This window comes from Acinetobacter yuyunsongii, from assembly GCF_041021915.1.
GTDB lineage: Bacteria > Pseudomonadota > Gammaproteobacteria > Pseudomonadales > Moraxellaceae > Acinetobacter.
Genome location: NZ_CP157435.1, coordinates 2146017 through 2164689, shown reverse-complemented (window position 1 = coordinate 2164689; position 18673 = coordinate 2146017). Strand labels below are relative to the sequence as shown.

At 36.8% G+C, this 18673-nt stretch carries 16 protein-coding genes, 1 tRNA gene and 1 pseudogene; 12 read left to right on the top strand and 6 right to left on the bottom strand.

The annotated features are described in order from the left end of the window. Positions 1-108: 108 nt before the first annotated feature. The 4 genes and pseudogenes from ABLB98_RS10360 to ABLB98_RS10345 all read left to right on the top strand — a co-directional run bounded on the left by ABLB98_RS10360 (position 109) and on the right by ABLB98_RS10345 (position 4044). Entirely contained in the window at positions 109-1173 is a 1065-nt protein-coding gene (locus ABLB98_RS10360) for an AraC family transcriptional regulator (RefSeq protein ID WP_348882238.1), read from the top strand. 112 nt (positions 1174-1285) lie between these two features. After that, a complete protein-coding gene (locus ABLB98_RS10355) occupies positions 1286-1849 on the top strand; it encodes a phosphatase PAP2 family protein (RefSeq protein WP_348882237.1) in 564 nt (187 codons plus the stop codon). Between the two features lie 132 nt (positions 1850-1981). Continuing rightward, entirely contained in the window at positions 1982-3394 is a 1413-nt protein-coding gene (locus ABLB98_RS10350) for a glutamine synthetase family protein (RefSeq protein WP_348882236.1), read from the top strand. A 291-nt stretch (positions 3395-3685) separates the two neighbouring features. Next, positions 3686-4044 (top strand): annotated as a pseudogene (locus ABLB98_RS10345) (hypothetical protein). 86 nt (positions 4045-4130) lie between these two features. Here ABLB98_RS10345 and ABLB98_RS10340 read toward each other — a convergent pair. Both ABLB98_RS10340 and ABLB98_RS10335 read right to left on the bottom strand, forming a co-directional pair. Continuing rightward, a tRNA-Arg gene (locus ABLB98_RS10340) sits at positions 4131-4206 on the bottom strand. 70 nt (positions 4207-4276) lie between these two features. Next, the gene (locus tag ABLB98_RS10335; protein ID WP_249570624.1) at positions 4277-5635 is read right to left on the bottom strand and encodes an amino acid permease; all 1359 of its coding nucleotides are present in this window, start codon (positions 5633-5635) and stop codon (positions 4277-4279) included. Positions 5636-6003: 368 nt separating this feature from the next. Here ABLB98_RS10335 and prpF point away from each other — a divergent pair, with 368 nt between their 5' ends. The 3 genes from prpF (at position 6004) to ABLB98_RS10320 (ending at position 8683) form a co-directional block, all read left to right on the top strand. After that, positions 6004-7191, top strand: coding sequence for a 2-methylaconitate cis-trans isomerase PrpF (gene prpF, locus ABLB98_RS10330; RefSeq protein ID WP_178882954.1), 1188 nt, complete (start codon positions 6004-6006; stop codon positions 7189-7191). A gap of 163 nt (positions 7192-7354) precedes the next feature. Beyond that, positions 7355-8266: a polyprenyl synthetase family protein gene (locus ABLB98_RS10325; protein WP_348882235.1), complete on the top strand. Its 912-nt coding sequence runs from the start codon at positions 7355-7357 to the stop codon at positions 8264-8266. A 108-nt stretch (positions 8267-8374) separates the two neighbouring features. Continuing rightward, positions 8375-8683, top strand: coding sequence for an MmcQ/YjbR family DNA-binding protein (locus tag ABLB98_RS10320; RefSeq protein WP_348882303.1), 309 nt, complete (start codon positions 8375-8377; stop codon positions 8681-8683). A gap of 47 nt (positions 8684-8730) precedes the next feature. Here ABLB98_RS10320 and ABLB98_RS10315 read toward each other — a convergent pair whose 3' ends face one another. From ABLB98_RS10315 to ABLB98_RS10300, 4 genes are all read right to left on the bottom strand, one after another. Then, on the bottom strand, positions 8731-9582 hold the full coding sequence (locus tag ABLB98_RS10315) for an SPFH domain-containing protein (RefSeq protein WP_348882234.1): 852 nt from the start codon (positions 9580-9582) through the stop codon (positions 8731-8733). 18 nt (positions 9583-9600) lie between these two features. Further along, positions 9601-10062, bottom strand: coding sequence for an NfeD family protein (locus ABLB98_RS10310; RefSeq protein WP_004664545.1), 462 nt, complete (start codon positions 10060-10062; stop codon positions 9601-9603). 153 nt (positions 10063-10215) lie between these two features. Continuing rightward, entirely contained in the window at positions 10216-11133 is a 918-nt protein-coding gene (locus ABLB98_RS10305; RefSeq protein ID WP_348882302.1) for a patatin-like phospholipase family protein, read from the bottom strand. A gap of 62 nt (positions 11134-11195) precedes the next feature. Then, positions 11196-11822 carry a 1-acyl-sn-glycerol-3-phosphate acyltransferase gene (locus ABLB98_RS10300; protein ID WP_178882957.1) on the bottom strand — a complete coding sequence of 209 codons (627 nt, stop codon included), beginning with the start codon at positions 11820-11822 and terminating at the stop codon, positions 11196-11198. A 144-nt stretch (positions 11823-11966) separates the two neighbouring features. On the opposite strand from ABLB98_RS10300, the gene ABLB98_RS10295 reads away from it, so the two are divergent. From ABLB98_RS10295 to ABLB98_RS10275, 5 genes are all read left to right on the top strand, one after another. After that, positions 11967-13214, top strand: a complete 1248-nt coding sequence (locus tag ABLB98_RS10295; RefSeq protein ID WP_348882233.1) for an MFS transporter — start codon at positions 11967-11969, stop codon at positions 13212-13214. 335 nt (positions 13215-13549) lie between these two features. Further along, on the top strand, positions 13550-14680 hold the full coding sequence (locus tag ABLB98_RS10290; RefSeq protein WP_348882232.1) for a porin: 1131 nt from the start codon (positions 13550-13552) through the stop codon (positions 14678-14680). Positions 14681-14984: 304 nt separating this feature from the next. After that, positions 14985-16625: a phosphoethanolamine--lipid A transferase gene (locus ABLB98_RS10285; RefSeq protein ID WP_348882231.1), complete on the top strand. Its 1641-nt coding sequence runs from the start codon at positions 14985-14987 to the stop codon at positions 16623-16625. Positions 16626-16639: 14 nt separating this feature from the next. Then, a complete protein-coding gene (locus ABLB98_RS10280) occupies positions 16640-17317 on the top strand; it encodes a DNA-binding response regulator PmrA (RefSeq protein ID WP_004664536.1) in 678 nt (225 codons plus the stop codon). A gap of 6 nt (positions 17318-17323) precedes the next feature. Continuing rightward, the gene (locus tag ABLB98_RS10275) at positions 17324-18649 is read left to right on the top strand and encodes an ATP-binding protein (RefSeq protein ID WP_348882230.1); all 1326 of its coding nucleotides are present in this window, start codon (positions 17324-17326) and stop codon (positions 18647-18649) included. The last annotated feature ends 24 nt before the right edge of the window (positions 18650-18673 follow it).

The following is an 18673-nucleotide window of genomic DNA, read 5'->3' as shown; positions in this document are numbered from 1 at the left end:
TTGGTAGAAATAGACTTTATGATTGATTGAATTTTTAGTCGATGTTAAATTGAGACAACAAAAAGTAATTTAGTGCCATTATCTACTGATCGAATGGATAAAGTAAAAATGCCTAAACAGAATATTGAGCAAAATATTTATATTGAAGCTCGTTATGATCATACGCTATTCGGTCAAGGCACGCCTATACTTGGTTTAAGCAGTTTGTTTGATGAAATGCAAAAACAAGGATATTCCATCGCTCAGATGTTGGACGGTACGGGTATTGCGCATGATGCGCTGACAAGTGCGACCACAACAATATCTCAATATCAAAAGTTGAAGCTATTTCAAAATATCCAATCTTTGTCTAAAGATCCATTGATCGGGCTTAGGGCAGGGCAAAAACAAAAATTATCAGATTTTGGGGTGTACGGTTATGCACTGTACTCTTCCCGTAATTTTCAACAAGCCGTCGAACTTGGCATTCGACATATCAAACTAGCCAGTCCTGTACTGCAAAAATCATTTTATATACAAAATGATACTGCAATTTTTGAGGCTAAGGAAATTATTGCTTTAGGACATTTATTACCATTAATTTGCGAGTTTTGGTTTAGTTCAATGCAGACCTTAATTCAGTGTGTACTCGAAGCGCCATTTCAAGCTAAAAGGTTATTGCTGCCTTATCCTGCCCCTGAATATGCAGATGAATACCAAAAGGTGTTTGGTTGTGTTGTGGAATTCGATGCAGAGGTGATGCAATGGCATTTCGATTTAGCATGGTTAGATGCGCCTTGTCCAAATGCAAACCCGATTACTGCGGATATGTGCCAATCCTTTTGTGAACGGATGTTGGGAGATGAAAATGATGAGGAATCTGAACTGATCAAAACGATTCGTCTTATTTTCTTGGACAGTGTTGGGAATTTTCCAACTGCTCAACAAATGGCAGATCAATTAAATGTATCTAAAAGAACTTTATATCGCCGTTTAGCCGATCTGAACGTGAGTTACCAAGAAATATTGGATAGTACGCGAACTCGTCTTGCTGATGAATATCTGGCTGCAACGACACTGAGTATGGACGAAATTGCAGAAAGACTTGGTTTTTCAGATACTTCAAACTTTAGGAAAGCGTATTGTCACTGGACGGGAATTTCGCCTAATCAATATCGTAAAAAGTTTGCTTAGTGAAATGCAAAGAACTAGACGTTATTTAAAATTAATTTTGATAGAGATTTAATCATTCTTTCATGATTCGCTTATATATTGCAGTGAGTGAATCTAAAAAGATAAATATGCAATGATATTTGAAAGCTTAAACATGTATTTGTTTGATTGTATCAACTCGATTGCAACTCAAAGTCCTGTTTTAGATAGAATTGCCATATTCACGGCACATGATTTAAATACAGTTTTTATATGTTTTCTCTTATTTTTATTGATTTACAAATGGAAAATCTATAACTATTTATTCGCTAAGACACTTTTAATTGTGTTACTTTCTTTAATCCTGAGTGATTTGGCTGAAGTTTTCTACCATCATCCACGTCCGTTTGAAATAGGACTAGGTCATCAACTTATTGGACATGGTCCAAGTTCATCATTTCCCAGTCAGCATACCTTAACCATTGCAATCATTGCTTTTTCATATTGGTTAGCAGGCTTTAAGAAGATTGGTATATTCGGTATTTTTGCCGGTATTGTCGTTGGTTTATCAAGGATTTATGTTGGGGTTCATTTTCCATTTGATATCATTGGATCTTTTATGATTGGTTTGATGTTGGTTGTATCTGTCAATTATATCGAGAATGAATTGACTGTTAGAATTCGTAAAATTACATCGACCAGTGCTTATGATGTCTAACAAAATGCTAAATGGTTATTTGAATTTTACGATAAATTTATACTGAGCTGAGATAAGTTTATATTATCTTAACGTTACATATTTATAAGCATAAATTATTCTATTCGTAACAATATGAACTTGGTTTAATTTATGAATGCTGTCTTTGTAGAATTGAATCAGCTATTAAATTCTAATAATGTGATTAATCAATCAAATGAGCAAAAATCTGAAAATATTCTGCTCGATAAGGGATTATTTTTACAGGAAGTAGATCATTATTTAGAAAAGTATCCGAATACACAACATATTGATATTTATTTGTATGATTTGAATGGACATCTACGAGGTAAAAGAATTGATGTCAAATGCTTAACACAATTGGTGAAAGCATGTTATTTACCTATTTCTATTTATGCGATGAGTCTAAATGGAAATGTGATAGAAGAAACAGGATTGGGTAAATTTATTGGTGAACCAGATCATTTGTGTCAGCCTATCCTAGGTTCATTGCAACCTTGCGCCATTGAGCCTGAAACTAATGCTCAATTGTTATTGACGATGAAAGATGATCGCCATCAAGAATGTTTAATTGAACCTCGTAATATTTTAAAAAGAATACTCCAACAATTACATGAAAAAAACTATCACCCTTGTATTGCTGCAGAAATAGAATTTTATTTGCAGCCGTTGAATGGGGAACAGGAAGTTCAAGAATTAATAACGCAATGTTTTGATATTCATCTCTCTGATACACATCAACAAATTTTAGATGAGATTGAAGCTATCGCTAAACTACAGAATATTATAATTACAGGAATTATTTCTGAAGCATCTTTAGGGCAATATGAGCTTAATCTGCAACACACATGTGATCTTTTAAAGTTATGTGATCAGATTATGTTGTTAAAACGAACCATTAAACAAATTGCACATAAACACGGATTTCGTGCAAATTTTCTAGCAAAGCCAGATTTGTTAAAAGCGGGCAGTGGCATGCATTTTCATATGAGTTTGCTTGATCACGATCAAAACAATATTTTTAGTCCTCGGAAAGATGAGTTATCTCAAGATCTCTTAAAAGTCATCAGTGGTTTGTTATGGTTAATGCCAAGTTCGATGGCAATTTTGGCACCCAATTTAAACTCTTTTAGACGCTTTAAAAAAGGTCATCATGTTCCCTTAGAGGCGAGTTGGGGGCTAAATAATCGTAATGTGGCTATTCGAATACCGTGCTCTGATCAAGAAAATCAAAGATTGGAGTACCGTGTGGCAGGAGCAGATTGTAATCCTTATCTTACCATTGCCATGATTTTGATTGGCACACTTTATGGTTTAACACACCAGTTAGAAGTACCGAAACAAATCAATCAACTTACGTTTAAATCTAAACATTATTTATTGCCAATTGAGCAAATTGAAGCTTTAAAATTATTTAAAAATAACAAGATATTTGCAGAATATTTAGGTAAAGAATTTATGGAATTATGGTGCACAGTAAAACAAGCAGAACATCAAAGCGTTCATAGTCAAATTACATCAATTGAAAAGTCTTGGGATGTTTAGGTGTATCTACTGTTTTATCTAGTATTGATTTAGCAAATAACCGCTTTAAGGTCACAAAATATCTTTATAGGACAAATTGAGAAAATACATGAAAAACAAATTGACAGCATGAATAGTAGATTATAATTTAATCATAGTTCTAATTTGGAACTAAGTGGGAATTTATATCTAAGCTTGTTGAAGGGATGATGTAGCTCTTGTCGGTTTGCTGTTGAATATATGATTTCTTGATGGTCTTATTAACGTAGTTAAAACTGTTTGCGCTTTAGTTTTAGGGGAAGGAAAGCCAGAATGTCACATAATACAATTACGGTGCGCCAAACGCATTTTAAACCTGAGAAAATTAAAGCGCACTATATTGAATCTACGCTAATGTCACATTTTATCACAGCACTATCGATGAGCTTTCCACAGTGGGATTTATAACTAGTACGATTGTGATGACCAGTCATCTTGCCTAGCAACACCGCAAAAATACCTTGTACTCCCCAGCACAACTTTTAAAAAATGCTCAAACGCTTTTAGGGCTGACTCAAATGACATGGCGTTTACTGCCTGATGATTTAGCATTCTATAAAGCTAGTTTTCATCCGTCTGAGATAGACCAGCAAGATTTACTCACCGAAGTGAAAGGATTATTAGCGAATTAAATAGTTAAATTTATTTTTAAAAATTAATTATTTATCGATTTTTACTTTATTCAAGGATGCGAGTGTTTATATCTCAATTATCTAAATGGTGCGCTCAGCGGGACTCGAACCCACGTCGGTCGCTTAGGAGGCAACTGCTCTATCCAGTTAAGCTATAAGCGCATAATTTTATGATTATAAACAAAAAAGTGATTGCCTAAGCAATCACTTTTTGATGAATTTGATCAGATATTTAATCTTTCGCTTTAAGATTTAAAGCTTTATATAGCACAAACATCAATACAATCCAGATTGGGATCATCAGCACAGATTCTTTGAAACCTTGTTGCCACATGATGTACAGTACGACTGCAATGAAAACTAAGACTAAGTAGTTACTGATTGGTGACCATAACGCAGGGAAACTCGTTTTTAAATTCTTTTCCTTGACCATCGCTTTGAATTTTAAATGAGTTAAGCTGATCATCGCCCAGTTAAGCACTAGAGCGCCAACCACCACATACATCAAATGACCTAAGGCATCTTCTGGAACAAAATAGTTCAACAGTACGCAACCAAAAATCAATAAAGCAGATAATAAAACAGCAGGAATCGGTACACCTTGTTTATTTACTTTAGCGAAAACTTTAGGCGCATTCCCTTGTTGTGCTAAACCGAAAAGCATACGGCTATTGGCAAACATACCGCTGTTATATACAGATAAAGCTGCTGTTAAGATAATGAAGTTAAGTAAATGAGCCGCCCAACCAATTCCCATTTGACTAAAAATCATCACAAATGGACTTTTGTCTAAACCACCTAAATCCAGTTGGTTCCAAGGCACAAGTGAAAGGAGAATCGCTAATGAGCCAACATAGAAAACCAAAATACGCACAACAACTTGATTAATTGCTTTTGGAATGGTTTTCTTTGGATCATTCGCTTCTGCCGCAGCCATACCAATCAGTTCGATTCCACCGAAAGCAAACATAATAAAGGCAAGCATGTAAAACAAACCATCAAAACCGTTTGGAAAGAATCCACCATGTGACCAAAGGTTACTAAATGAGGCTGTTGAATTCGCATCTGCTGTGAAAAGTAAAAACAAACCAAATAAAATCATAGCGACAACAGCTGTGACTTTAATGATAGCTAACCAAAACTCTGATTCACCATATAATTTAACGTTAGTTAGATTAATTGCCGTAATAATGACAAAGAAAAATAACACTGATTGCCAAGCCGCAATATGAGGCCACCAGTAGTTAATGTATTTTGCAACCGCAGTCAGTTCACTCATCGCAACAAGGATATATAGTACCCAATAATTCCAACCTGATAAGAATCCTGGAAACTTCCCCCAATATTGATAAGCAAAATGACTAAATGAACCAGCGACAGGTTCTTCGACAATCATTTCACCTAATTGGCGCATGATGAGAAATGCAATCAAACCACCGATTGCGTAACCCAAAATAATTGATGGTCCAGCAGACTGGATGACTTGCGCAGAACCTAAAAATAAGCCCGTACCAATAGCTCCACCCATAGCAATGAGCTGGATATGGCGGTTTTTTAGTCCACGCTGAAGTTGAGAAGAATCGTTGTTCAAAGGACTGAGCTCGACGAGGAATAAGTGGAATATTCTAATAGATTGCAAAGTTTTAGCCTAGTAAAAGTACAGCTTGGCTATGACTGGAAAGTAGTTTTTAAAAGTTATTTAAAATCATATATTTGAACGAATGGTAAACTAAGTTGTGGTGGTATTTTAGACATTTAAATCAAAATTTTGTTTTTTAAACAGCAGTTGTTTATTTTCGTGCCATTGTTGAGTTATTCAACTTTACTCAATATATACGATGTGCTTTATCTATTCCGTTTTGCTTTAATCGTATAGTCGTATGGCATTTCAGATGACTCTACGATAATTTAAGCTCACATTCACTTGCACCAAGAACATGATAAAAGGATGAAATTGACATGAGTTCAGTACCACAAATTAAAGTCCCTGCAACCTACATGCGTGGTGGCACGAGTAAAGGTGTCTTTTTCAATCTCAATGATTTACCTGAAGCCGCACAAGTTGCAGGAAAGGCACGTGACTTGCTCTTGCTACGAGTTATAGGAAGTCCAGATCCGTATGGTAAACAGATTGATGGTATGGGCGGTGCAACTTCAAGTACCAGTAAAACTGTGATCTTGGCAAAAAGTGCCGAGCCAGAGCACGATGTCGACTATTTATTTGGACAAGTTTCAATTGATCAAGCTTTTGTAGATTGGAGTGGTAACTGTGGCAACTTGACAGCAGCAGTCGGTTCATTTGCGATTTCTAATGGTCTGGTCGATGCAGATCGTATTCCTGAAAATGGGATTTGTACGGTACGCATTTGGCAAAAGAATATTCAAAAAACCATTATTGCACATGTCCCAGTAACCAATGGTCAGGTTCAGGAAACAGGTGATTTTGAATTAGATGGAGTGACTTTCCCTGCAGCAGAGGTGCAAATTGAATTTTTAGACCCTGCTGATGATGGTGAAGAGGGTGGGGATATGTTCCCTACAGGAAATGTTGTTGATCAATTGGTTGTGCCTGATGTTGGAACATTCCAAGCAACATTTATTAACGCAGGTATTCCAACTATTTTCTTGAATGCTGAAGATATTGGCTATCAAGGAACAGAATTACAAGATCATATTAATGGGGATGCCGCAGCCTTAGCACGTTTTGAAAAAATTCGCGCATATGGTGCAGTTCAGATGGGCTTGATCAAAGATATTTCAGAAGCAGCAGCACGTCAGCATACCCCTAAAATCGCTTTTGTTTCAGAACCTAAAAGCTATACTTCTTCAAGTGGCAAAACTGTTGAAGTAACAGATGTCGATTTATTGGTACGTGCATTGTCTATGGGTAAGCTACATCATGCCATGATGGGGACAGCAGCCGTGGCGATTGGAACGGCAGCCGCAATTCCGGGTACTTTAGTGAATTTAGCAGCAGGTGGTGGCGAGCGTGAAGCAGTTCGTTTTGGTCATCCATCAGGCACTTTACGTGTCGGTGCTCAAGCCGAGTTAATCGATGGGAAGTGGGCAGTGAAGAAAGCAATCATGAGTCGTAGTGCACGTGTATTGATGGAAGGTTGGGTACGTGTGCCGGGTGATACTTTCTAAATACTGATTTGATCTTATGAATAAAGCCTTCGTTTGAAGGCTTTATTATTTTAAAGTTATTAAAAACACAAAAACAATTTCTCTAAATAAATAATGTTATGATGTTGTCATTCTGGCAAGTTTTTGTCGGTTGATCCTTTCATTAAAATTTCCCGAGGCAATCGTGTCATCTATTTCTCAAGTTAATGCGGATGTTCTACAACAATCTCAACAACGTATTCAACAAGATTTATTGACAGCATTGGCTGCATTTTCTATTCCTGAACCTTTAAAGTCAGCCGTTCATCATGCGGTAATGTTGGGCGGTAAGCGTGTTCGTCCTGCATTATGTTATGCAACAGCAGCTTTATTGCCAAATCATAATTTTGCAGCGGCCCGTCGTGCTGCCGTTGCGATTGAGTTAATACATTGTTATTCCTTGGCACATGATGATTTGCCGTGTATGGATAATGATTTGTTACGTCGAGGTCAACCAACTTGTCATGTGGCATTTGGCGAAGATACTGCACTATTGGCTGGTGATATTTTACAGTCCATGGCATTTGAGATATTGGGCAGTCGTTTGTTTGATGAACAAGGTCAAGGTACAGATGCAGCCATTGTCTTAAAACAAATGCAGATTTTGGCGACAGCAAGCTCTAAAATGGTTTGCGGACAGGTGCTTGATTTACAAGCTGAAGGTAAACAAGTTGATCAAACTGAATTAGAAAATATTCACCGTAATAAAACGGGTGCATTGATTCAAGCTGCGATCATGATGGGTGCTGTGACTATCTTTACTGGGACAGATCAAGCAATTCCTAAATTGCGTCAATTTGGGCAAAGCATTGGTTTAGCTTTTCAGGTTCAAGATGATATTTTAGATATTACAGCAAGCACTGAAATTTTAGGTAAAACTGCGGGTAAAGACGAGCAAGTGCAAAAATCTACTTATCCTGCATTGATGGGATTGGTTCAAGCTCAGGCTTATGCTCAAACTTTACACGATCAAGCTTTTGAAGCATTAGCATATTTCGGGGATGATGCTAAAGAACTTGTTGAAATTTCTCAATTCTTGTTAGCACGCCAAAGTTGATCTAAACCAAGACCATAAACGATAAGAAATAAAATAGGATACGGTTTTATGAAGGATGATCAATTAAAACAACTTGCACTCGAGTATGGACAAAAACTTGCTTTTTGAATCCAGTCGCAACGCTTTGGACCAGATTGTGAGGTGTTTAAAATTTTTGACAAAATGTTTATGTTGATTGGTGCATATTCTGGAAAGTTGCTTGTAACCATCAAATGTAAGCCTGAGAAAAGCTTGGAATATCAGGAGCTATATCCTTTAATTTCGGCAGGTTACCATTTGAATAATAAACATTGGATATCAATTGCTAGCGGTGATGAAATTACAGCAGATTTGCTGCAAGACCTAATTAAAGATTCTTATGATTTGGTGGCAGGAAAATTGCCAGTTAAAGAACGAAAACTGATTCAAAATGTATAAAAAATAAAGCAGCGATAACGCTGCTTTATTTTGATTGGAAAGGGAGTTTAATGTTTTCCCATAATTCCACGGATAGCATTAAGTACATCTGATGGGAGTACCACAGTTTTTGCATTGCTAGATTTAGATAGATCCTGCATTGCTTTCACATATTGTTCACCCAATAAATAAGCAACAGGAATTTCTTTATCACCTACAGCAGTGGTGATCATTTCAATCGCACGTTGTGAAGATTCAGCAAGGACTACCTGAGCCTCTGCATCACGACGGGAAGCTTCTAAACGACCATCCGCCTCTAAAATCGCAGCTTGTTTTTCACCATCTGCTTTCGTCACCGTTGCACGACGTTGACGTTCAGCCGCTGCTTGTGCTTCCATCGCAGCTTGCATGGTGTGAGATGGTTGAATATCTTGAATTTCAACTGTTTTAAGGGTGATGCCCCAATCTGAAATGTCATCAGAAATGGCAGCTTTTAATTTTGCCTTAATGTGGTCACGAGATGATAAAGCATCATCTAAATCCATTTCGCCGACGATCGAACGTAATGAAGTTTGCACTAGGTTTTGAATTGCCCATGTATAATTTTCAATTCCATACACGGCTTTTTCTGGAGTTGTTAGATTGATATAAGCGACTGCATTCATCACTAAAACAGCATTGTCTCGAGTAATCACTTCTTGTGATGGAATATCTAACACAATATCTTTAGTTGTAATTTTATATGCCACTTCATCGATATAAGGAATAACAAAGTTCAGACCCGGGTTTAGGGTGGTATGGTATTTACCTAGACGTTGTACAATCCATTTATACCCTTGAGGAACAATACGCACCCCTTTAAAAATAGTTATGCCAATAAAAGCTAAAAGTGCTAAGACAACAATATTACCGATATACATTGGAAACCCTCTTTATGTTTATGAGTTGCTGTGTGGTTGAACGACTAAATCATTACCTAAAATATCAATTACTCGGACACGATCACCAACTTGTACTGGAGCTGTAGAACGGCAATTCCACTCATCAGAACCTAAAAGGGGCATGGGAAAGCGTACGACGATTTGTCCATGATCAAGTCCAGTTTTAATCACCATACCCACTTGCCCTATTGTTGATTCACGCGCTAGACCTGCTTTAGTTTTATCAATTGAAAGTGGTTTGATAAACTTAAACCAAAGAATCGTACATAAAATGGATAAAATTCCCCATGTGACCACTTGGGTGGTAAAGCCCATCATTGGGAAAAGCCATAGTAAAATGCAGACCATAATTGCGGCTACGCCAAACCATAACGCAGCAAAAGCGGTCAAAATCAACTCTGAAAGGATCAGCAAAATTCCTAATACAAACCAGTGCCAAGGTTCAACTACAAACTCCATAGATTTGCTCGCATCATTAAACTGAGGTAGGTGAAAAAACATTCACTTTGGCACTGTAGCAGATCATTATGTTTATGAATATACAAAGATTGTTTTTTTAGATATTGGGGCTGATGATTATTATAAAATAGCAGCAGCCCCTGAAGATAATGATTAGAATTTAGCTTTTGCTGCAGGTTTAAATGCAGCAGGAGATTTCTTAAATGTTGCAATTGCATTTTGGATTGATGTGATTTTCGCTTGAGCCGATTTTTCACCTTCTAAAATTGCTTGATTACTCGATTTCAGATCAAGTACACCCAAATGACCGACTTTCGGTTGAATTACAACATTTGCTTGGCTCAATTCTTCATTAATACTTTGTTGCCCCATAATATTAATGGTCTGATCCAATAAACCCCACATGCTTAATGGTTTATCACCTGTTGGACGTGCAGATATATCGACTGCAATCACAATATCAGCACCCATATCTTTCGCAGTTTTCACAGGAATAGGACTGACTAAACCACCATCTACATATTTGGTATTACCAATCACAGCTGGAACAAAGACGTTGGGAATACTGCAAGAGGCCCGTACGGCTTGACCTGCATTTCCTTTAATAAACTCAGCTTTTTTACCATTGTCTAAACGAGTGGCAACCGCCGCAAAGCGAATTGGAAATTTTTCAATTGGTTTGTTACCAACTTGCGTATTGACATAGTTTTGCAGTTTTTGCCCAAGGATAATGCCTTGGCTATTGATGGTAAGATCACGCAAATCAGATTCTTGAAGTTTTAATGCGAGATTTTGCATTTGATAAGGGGTTTGCCCACTTGCATAAATACTTCCAACAAAGCTACCTGCACTTGTTCCAGTGACAATCTTAGCTTTAATACCATGAGATTCTAAAACTTTAATGACACCAATATGCGCAAAACCTTTTGCACCACCTCCACCTAAAGCCAAAGCGATAACAGGTTCACGAGCTTTAATCGAAGTCGTAGGGGGAGCATTTTTTACAGTTTGATCACAACCAAATAAAGCTAAGCTGAATAAAGCCAAGCAAGACAGTCGAGCAATTTTCATATGAAGTGGAGATAAAATAGACAAAAAGATGGGCACATCAGAGCAGATTTACCCCTAATTTTCTAGTCCTTTTTCACTAGTTTTTGTAATGGTTCTGCCAGCCAAGCAGGATTCTTTGGAGAAAAATGACCAACATAACGCTGCATAATCTGTTCAAGGTCATTTTGATAGTGACCTGTTGGTGTAAATGCTCCTAAGCTGTAAATGGTTTTGCGATCGTAGTCGAAAGCGAACATCACAATGGGTATTGCTGCTGCATGAGCTATATGATAAAAGCCACTTTTTATTTTTTCAGCTTTTTTTCGTGTTCCCTCGGGCGCCATGCCAACCCAAATTTTGTCATATTTGTGAATAGTCGCGACCACTTGTTCAGTCAGACCATTGGTACTATCGCGGTGAACAGGAATGAGTCCTGCCCAATCTAAAATTGACTTAAAAGGTGGTTTAAATAAAGTATCTTTTCCCAAAACTGTAATTTTTAAACCGAGCCCTCCAATTGCCAAGAAACCATACCAACCATCAATATTTGAAGTGTGTGGAGAAATAATAGCAACTGCTTTGGGTAAGTTTGGAATTTCTCCAACCACAGTCCAACCTTGTCCTAAAAACAGTTTTCTACACAAAGTACGACTGAAAGCCGTTCCACGTTGCGGAACTAACGGAGGTAAGTCAGGAAAATATTGTGGCATAAATCTGTAAATACGATGACAACTACAACTTATGTTAAACGCTCATGAATGGTCTAGCATTGGCAAAAACTAAGATTTTATTGCCAGATCAATGAAAGGATTGGATACTTGAGTTCTCTCTTTTGTTACTCTGGAAAACTGTAAATGCTTAATCTTCGACAGATTTACATTTTATTGTTTTCTCTATATTGGGCACAGGGATTACCTGTAGGTTTCATGACCCATGCCTTACCCGTAATTTTAAGGGCACAAGGTGTCTCTTTAGCACACATCGGTGGTTTTGGTTTACTGATGCTGCCTTGGTCGATCAAAATCTTTTGGGCAACCTATGTTGACCGTTTTGCACTCTCTCGTTTAGGGCATTACCGTAGCTGGATTATTCCAACGCAATTATCCAGTGTTTTTATTTTGATTATTTTGTCATTTTTCCCTATTCAAGCACTTGATCAACCCAGTTATTTATTTATTTTCTTTGTCTTACTTTTTTTGATGAATTTTACTGGTGCGACACAAGATATTGCCACAGATGCTTTAGCTGTCAATTTACTCAAACAGGATCAACAGCATTGGGGTAATACTTTTCAAGTGATTGGTTCACGCTTAGGATTTATTGTTGGTGGTGGAGCAGTGCTTTGGTGTTTAGATTGGTTAAATTGGCAAAAGACATTTCTTATTTTAGCCATGTTGGTCTTTTTGAATACCCTACCTATTTTGTTTTATCGAGAGCCTAGGCATGATTTTACAAATAGCGCGCAGACAACTTCTTCGATTTCATTTAGCCAATCAATTAAAAAATATCTTACGTATTTTACATCTTCTCAAGAGTTAAAAACGTGGTTGATGGTCTTATTGAGTTTTAAAGTTGCTGATGGTTTGGCAGGACCAGTATTAAAACCTTTGATGGTAGATATGGGCCTAAATTACACCCAAATAGGTGTTTTTATCACCATATTTGGTGCTATGGCAGCGCTGGTGGGAGCAGGTGTTGCAGGGCTTTTATTGAAACATTTTTCCAGAATACAATGCTTAATTACTTTCTCAATTCTGAAGATTATCAGTTTAGTTGCTTATACGGGCATTGCTTATGGCTATGAAACTAATCAGCAGATTACGCCATTTTGGTTATATATCGTCAATGCATTTGAAGATGCTTGTTCAGCAATGTTATTAGTGGTCATCTTAACTTTGATTATGCAGTACAGTCGCAAAGCATTTGCAGGTACAGATTTTACTTTTCAGGTATCGATTATGGCTACGATGAGTGGTTTACTCTACTTAGGAAGTGGAATTTTGGCTGATGCGATTGGGTATTATCGTTACTTATGTTTGATTTGTATGGTTGCTATTTTGTGTCTATTCCCGATGTTCTATTGGAAAGAAAATACAAGATGAAAACAAATTTTTATTACAAATTTCTTTTAATATTTCTTAATTTTGAAATATAAAGGATAGTTTTTATATTGCTTCATTCGCAAAGTTTATTGTTTTAACTCAAAGTCTCGTGATTGCGTATAAGTATTTTTCATGGAATAGTGTTTTTAATAGTATTATTTAATTCATTGAAATTTATTAATAAAAAAAATTTTTTATAAAATTCATAAAATGTAATTGATGTGTGTAAAAATTAAACTTTAGTCGAAAATAGAATAAATAAATAAGATTTTAATCGTTTTGTCATATAAAGTTAATGTGTAGGATTTGTTACAAATTTAGCTAGGACGTAAACAATGAAAATCAAAATTGTAACAGCAGCAGTGCTTGGTTTACTCGCAACTTCAACATTTGCAGCACCAACAATCTATGGTGAGATTGATGCCAGTGTTGATTATTTACCAGAAAAAAATGCAACGATTGGAAATAAAGATGTTTGGGAAATTAGCTCAAATAGTTCGTTCATTGGGATTAAAGGCGATGAAAAACTCACTGATCGTTTAAGCGCTGTATATGCTGCAGAATGGGGTTTAAGTGCTGATGGCGACACCACTGATTGGAGCCAACGTAACCGTTTTGTTGGCTTAAAAGACAGCAAGTTGGGTACAGTTAAAATTGGTAAACATGACACACCAGTCAAGCAACTCTCAAGTGTTGTAGATACCTTCAACAACTATGTTGCTAACAAAGCAGATGTAACAGGGATTTTTACTGGCGAAAACCGTATTGATAATGTAGTGATCTATGAGTCACCTGCAGTCAAAGTTCTTGATGGTGCATTTAAATTTAATGCTTTACTGGCAACAGGTGAGGCGACTGGGATTAAGCAAAGCAGTGGTGGTGCTAAAGTTGAAGGTCAGGGCTTAGGTGATGCTTGGTCAGCTTCGGTAACTTATGAAAACCCACTTTTTGTTGCGGGTCTTGGTTATGACAAAGCGATCCCAAGTACGTTCTTAGGTAAAGGTATTTTAAATGCATCTGATCCTGAAATTGCTGGCGGATCAGTGTTTGCTGCTGCCAATACAGTTCGTGCGATTGGCCGATTAAATCCAATTGAAGGTTTAGCGCTTAAAGCACTTTATCAAAGTTCAGAAGTTGAAGAAACTTCTTATGCTGATGCAGGTGATGCAACTAAATGGGCTGCAAAAGCTAAAAATATTGATGATGCACAAGGTTGGTTAGTTGGTGCTGAATATAACATTCCACAGTCTAAAAACTGGACAGTGAAAGCTCAATACAGCCAAAACGATACCAGTTTCAAAGACAACAGTGCAGACTTCAAAGCCAAACAAGTGATTGCTGGTGCTGACTATGCATTTAGCAAACAAGTTAAAACATACGGTTATGCAGGTTATCTAACGCTTGAACAAGCGGACAAAAAAGATAAGCAACCTGTAGCAGGATTAGGTTTAGAATTTAAATTCTAATATCTTGTATCTAAAAACACCCCCTAAGTTTGACTTAGGGGGTGTTTTTTTATTTCTATTTTATTATGTTGTAATATAATCATTTAACTGAATAAAATGATTTTCGATAATAAAACTAAGATAAATTTTAGATGGAAAGTAAATGGAATTCATTGTTTTAAAATGAATTATTTTGAAATATACTTTGATGTCTAGATATAGATCCATTGTTTTGTTAACTCTCAATTATTTAGTTTAAGTCATTTTTAAGTTTTTATTCTTATCTTAAGCAAGTTAAGAAATCTATTTTCAGACTGTGAAGATCATGTTCCTACAGAAACTCAAGACCAAATCGATATCCTTGTTTGCATTTAATCTATTGCTTGCAATATGGTTAGGTATTTTTCTTAACTTTGCTTTTTATGAAAAAATCCAATCGCTTACGCCCTATACTGGGATAAAAGCGGGAATGTTTGTCGCAGCATCCGTTATAGTCGTTGTTGCAGCTTATCATTTTATTTTTCAGCTTTTTAACTGGAAATGGACAGCAAAACCAATAGCGATTGTTTTAGTTTTTATTGGTGGCTTTGCTTCATATGCTGTGAATACGCTTGGTGTTTTAATTACATCAGAGCAAGTGCAAAATTTAATGCAAACTGATGTTGCTGAAGCACGTGATACATGGTCTTGGCATTTAGTTGTATGGACATTAGGAATGACAGTAATTCCCATCATTGCTATTTTGATGGTGAAGTTAAAGCCTGAACCAATGCTGCGTCAAATTGTAAAAAAAGTGATTGCTTCAATTGTTTCATTGGCTTTGGTTGGTGGATTATTGTTTGTTTTTTACGTTGATTTTGCAGCGATATTCCGTGAACACCGTGATTTGAAGGGAATGATCTCACCGCAAAATATGATTGCTTCATTTGCTTCATATTATAAGAAGAAAGCACCTAAAGAAAATTTACCGTTAGTGACTTATGGTGAAGATGCTTCAATGCAGAAAGCGAATATTGCTGCTTTACCTAAATTGATGGTTTTAGTGGTGGGTGAGACGGCACGTGCAGAAAACTTTTCTTTGAATGGTTACGCTAAGAATACCAATCCGAAGCTTGCGAAACAGGATTTAATTAATTTTGCTCAAGTGAGTTCTTGTGGTACAGCGACAGCTGTTTCCGTACCATGCATGTTCTCAGGTATGCCACGTAAAGAATATGATGAACGACTTGCAAGCCATCGTGAAGGTCTACTGGATATTGCAAAACGTGCAGGTTATCAAGTGACATGGATTGATAATAATTCTGGTTGTAAGGGAACTTGTGATCGAGTTGAACAATTTAAGATTCCAGAGCCAATTCAAAAGAAATGGTGTAAAGATGAAGAATGTTTTGATGATATTTTAATTGATAGCCTGAAAGCCTACCTTGCAACAATTCCTAAAGATGATACGCGTCCACGCTTAGTGGTACTACATCAAATGGGTAGTCATGGTCCAGCCTATTACAAACGTATTCCAGCAGAATTTAAAGTTTTTAAACCAACCTGTGATACCAATGCGATTCAAGGTTGTTCGCGTGATTCACTTGTGAATAGTTATGATAATACCTTGCTTTATACGGATTATGTTTTGGACTCATTGATTGAAACGTTAAAAGGTCAAACACAGCACCAAGCAGGCTTGTGGTATTTATCGGATCACGGTGAATCAACAGGTGAAAGTGGCATGTATTTACATGGAGCGCCATATGCAATTGCCCCGACTCAACAAACCCATGTTCCAATGTTTATGTGGTTCTCTGATCTTTGGAAAAAACAAGCTCCAGAACAAATGAAATGTTTAGCGAAGCAAAATAAGAGCGAATTGAGTCAAGACAATTTGTTTCCAACGATGTTAAGTTTACTTGATGTCAAAACTAAGGTGATTGACCCTAAAAATGACATGTTAGCGACATGTTCTAACCCATAAGGTGAGATAAAGTCATGACCAAAATCTTGATGATCGAAGATGATTTTATGATTGCAGAGTCAACATTGACTCTGTTGCGCTACCATCAATTCGAGGTAGAGTGGGTCAATAATGGCGTAGATGGGCTATCCTTATTAGCAAAGCATAATTTTGATTTGGTTTTGCTTGATTTGGGTTTACCCATGATGGATGGTATGCAGGTATTGAGACAAATCCGTCAACGTAGTGCACTTCCAGTATTGATCATTTCAGCCAGAGATCAACTGCAAAACCGTGTCGATGGATTGAATCAAGGTGCGGATGATTACCTAATTAAACCTTATGAGTTCGATGAGTTATTGGCACGAATTAATGCACTATTACGTCGAGGTCATGCAGAAACAGCACAACTTAAAAATCAATCGCAGTTATTGAAAAATGGTGATTTGGTTCTTGATGTCGAGCAGCATTTGGCGACCTTCAAAGGACAGCAGATTGAGTTATCAAACCGTGAATGGGCAATTTTAATTCCGCTTGTAAGCCATCCAAATAAAATCTTCTCCAAAGCAAATCTTGAAGATAAGCTTTATGATTTTGATAGTGAGGTGACCAGTAATACCATAGAGGTTTATGTACATCACTTACGTGCAAAACTAGGGAAAGATTTTATTCGAACCATCCGTGGTTTGGGTTACCGACTAGGACAATCATAAATATTTATGAAAATATCTAAGCAATATTCACTGAAAAAAAGACTGATTTGGGGAACCTCGGTCTTTAGTTTGCTGCTTGGATGTTTATTAATTTTTACAGCTTATAAAACAGCTTTACATGAAGTTGATGAAATTCTTGATACACAAATGCAATATATGGCTGAGCGTTCGACTGCTCAGCCATTAACAACTGTTGTGAGTAAAGTTGAATTACATCGCACATATCACGAAGAAGATTTGCTGGTTGATATTTGGGCTTATAAAGATCAAAGTCATTTATGGCATCAAACACACTTACTCATTCCGCCTGTAAAACAAGCGGGTTTTTATAGCCAAGACACGCCACAAGGCAAATGGCGTGTCTATGTCATTCCTTTAAAAGACTATCAAATACAAGTTAGTCAGCAGGAAGATGTTCGCCAATCATTTGCTTGGGAATTGGCAGGGAGTATGTTTGTTCCCTATATTATTTTATTGCCTTTTGCGATTTTCGTTTTAGCTTTTATCATTCGTTTGAGTTTAAAACCTCTCGACGATTTCAAAACAGAATTAAGGCGACGTGATTCAGATGGTTTAGCGCCCATTGATGGCAATGATTATCCTCAAGAGTTGATCCCAACTATTGAGGAGATGAATCATTTATTTGAACGAATTCAACATGCTCAAACCGAACAAAAGCAGTTTATAGCAGATGCTGCACATGAATTACGAACACCCGTCACTGCACTCAATTTACAGACCAAGATTCTGATTAGTCAATTTCCTGAACATGAAGCATTGCAAAATTTGAGTAAAGGCTTGGCGCGTATTCAGCATTTGGTGACGCAGCTTTTAGCTTTAGCAAAACAAGATGTTGGATTAAGTTTAATCGAACCAAATACTCACTTTCGTTTGAATGATGTCGCACTCAATTGTGTTGAACAGCTTGTTAATCTTGCAATGCAAAAAGAAATTGACTTAGGTTTTGAACGTAACGATTTGATTGAAATGCAAAGTCTTGAATCAACTGTTCATTCAATTATTTTTAATCTGATTGATAACGCGATTAAGTACACGCCAGATCAAGGTGTTATTAATATTTCGGTTTACAGTGACAGTGACGATTTTGCTTGTATTCAAATCGAAGATAGCGGTATCGGTATTGATGCTGAACAATACGATAAAGTTCTAAAACGTTTTTATCGAGTGCACCATCATTTAGAAGTGGGCAGTGGTCTAGGACTTTCAATTGTCGATAAAGCCACACAGCGGTTAGGTGGAAGCCTAGTTTTATCTCGAAGTCTTGATTTAGGTGGTTTATCGGTTTTGGTTCGTTTACCTAAAAAGCTCTAAGTTTAGCTATCGTTGATTTGATTG

What these genes read in the sequence shown, in the direction of transcription:
- ABLB98_RS10360 (WP_348882238.1), top strand. Translation starts at nt 109, where the DNA reads ATGCCTAAACAGAATATTGAGCAAAATATTTATATTGAAGCTCGTTAT.
- ABLB98_RS10350 (WP_348882236.1), top strand. Translation starts at nt 1,982, where the DNA reads ATGAATGCTGTCTTTGTAGAATTGAATCAGCTATTAAATTCTAATAAT.
- ABLB98_RS10285 (WP_348882231.1), top strand. Translation starts at nt 14,985, where the DNA reads ATGTTCCTACAGAAACTCAAGACCAAATCGATATCCTTGTTTGCATTT.
- ABLB98_RS10305 (WP_348882302.1), bottom strand. Translation starts at nt 11,133, where the DNA reads ATGAAAATTGCTCGACTGTCTTGCTTGGCTTTATTCAGCTTAGCTTTA.
- ABLB98_RS10290 (WP_348882232.1), top strand. Translation starts at nt 13,550, where the DNA reads ATGAAAATCAAAATTGTAACAGCAGCAGTGCTTGGTTTACTCGCAACT.
- ABLB98_RS10310 (WP_004664545.1), bottom strand. Translation starts at nt 10,062, where the DNA reads ATGGAGTTTGTAGTTGAACCTTGGCACTGGTTTGTATTAGGAATTTTG.
- prpF (WP_178882954.1), top strand. Translation starts at nt 6,004, where the DNA reads ATGAGTTCAGTACCACAAATTAAAGTCCCTGCAACCTACATGCGTGGT.
- ABLB98_RS10355 (WP_348882237.1), top strand. Translation starts at nt 1,286, where the DNA reads ATGATATTTGAAAGCTTAAACATGTATTTGTTTGATTGTATCAACTCG.
- ABLB98_RS10280 (WP_004664536.1), top strand. Translation starts at nt 16,640, where the DNA reads ATGACCAAAATCTTGATGATCGAAGATGATTTTATGATTGCAGAGTCA.
- ABLB98_RS10300 (WP_178882957.1), bottom strand. Translation starts at nt 11,822, where the DNA reads ATGCCACAATATTTTCCTGACTTACCTCCGTTAGTTCCGCAACGTGGA.
- ABLB98_RS10275 (WP_348882230.1), top strand. Translation starts at nt 17,324, where the DNA reads ATGAAAATATCTAAGCAATATTCACTGAAAAAAAGACTGATTTGGGGA.
- ABLB98_RS10315 (WP_348882234.1), bottom strand. Translation starts at nt 9,582, where the DNA reads ATGTATATCGGTAATATTGTTGTCTTAGCACTTTTAGCTTTTATTGGC.
- ABLB98_RS10295 (WP_348882233.1), top strand. Translation starts at nt 11,967, where the DNA reads ATGCTTAATCTTCGACAGATTTACATTTTATTGTTTTCTCTATATTGG.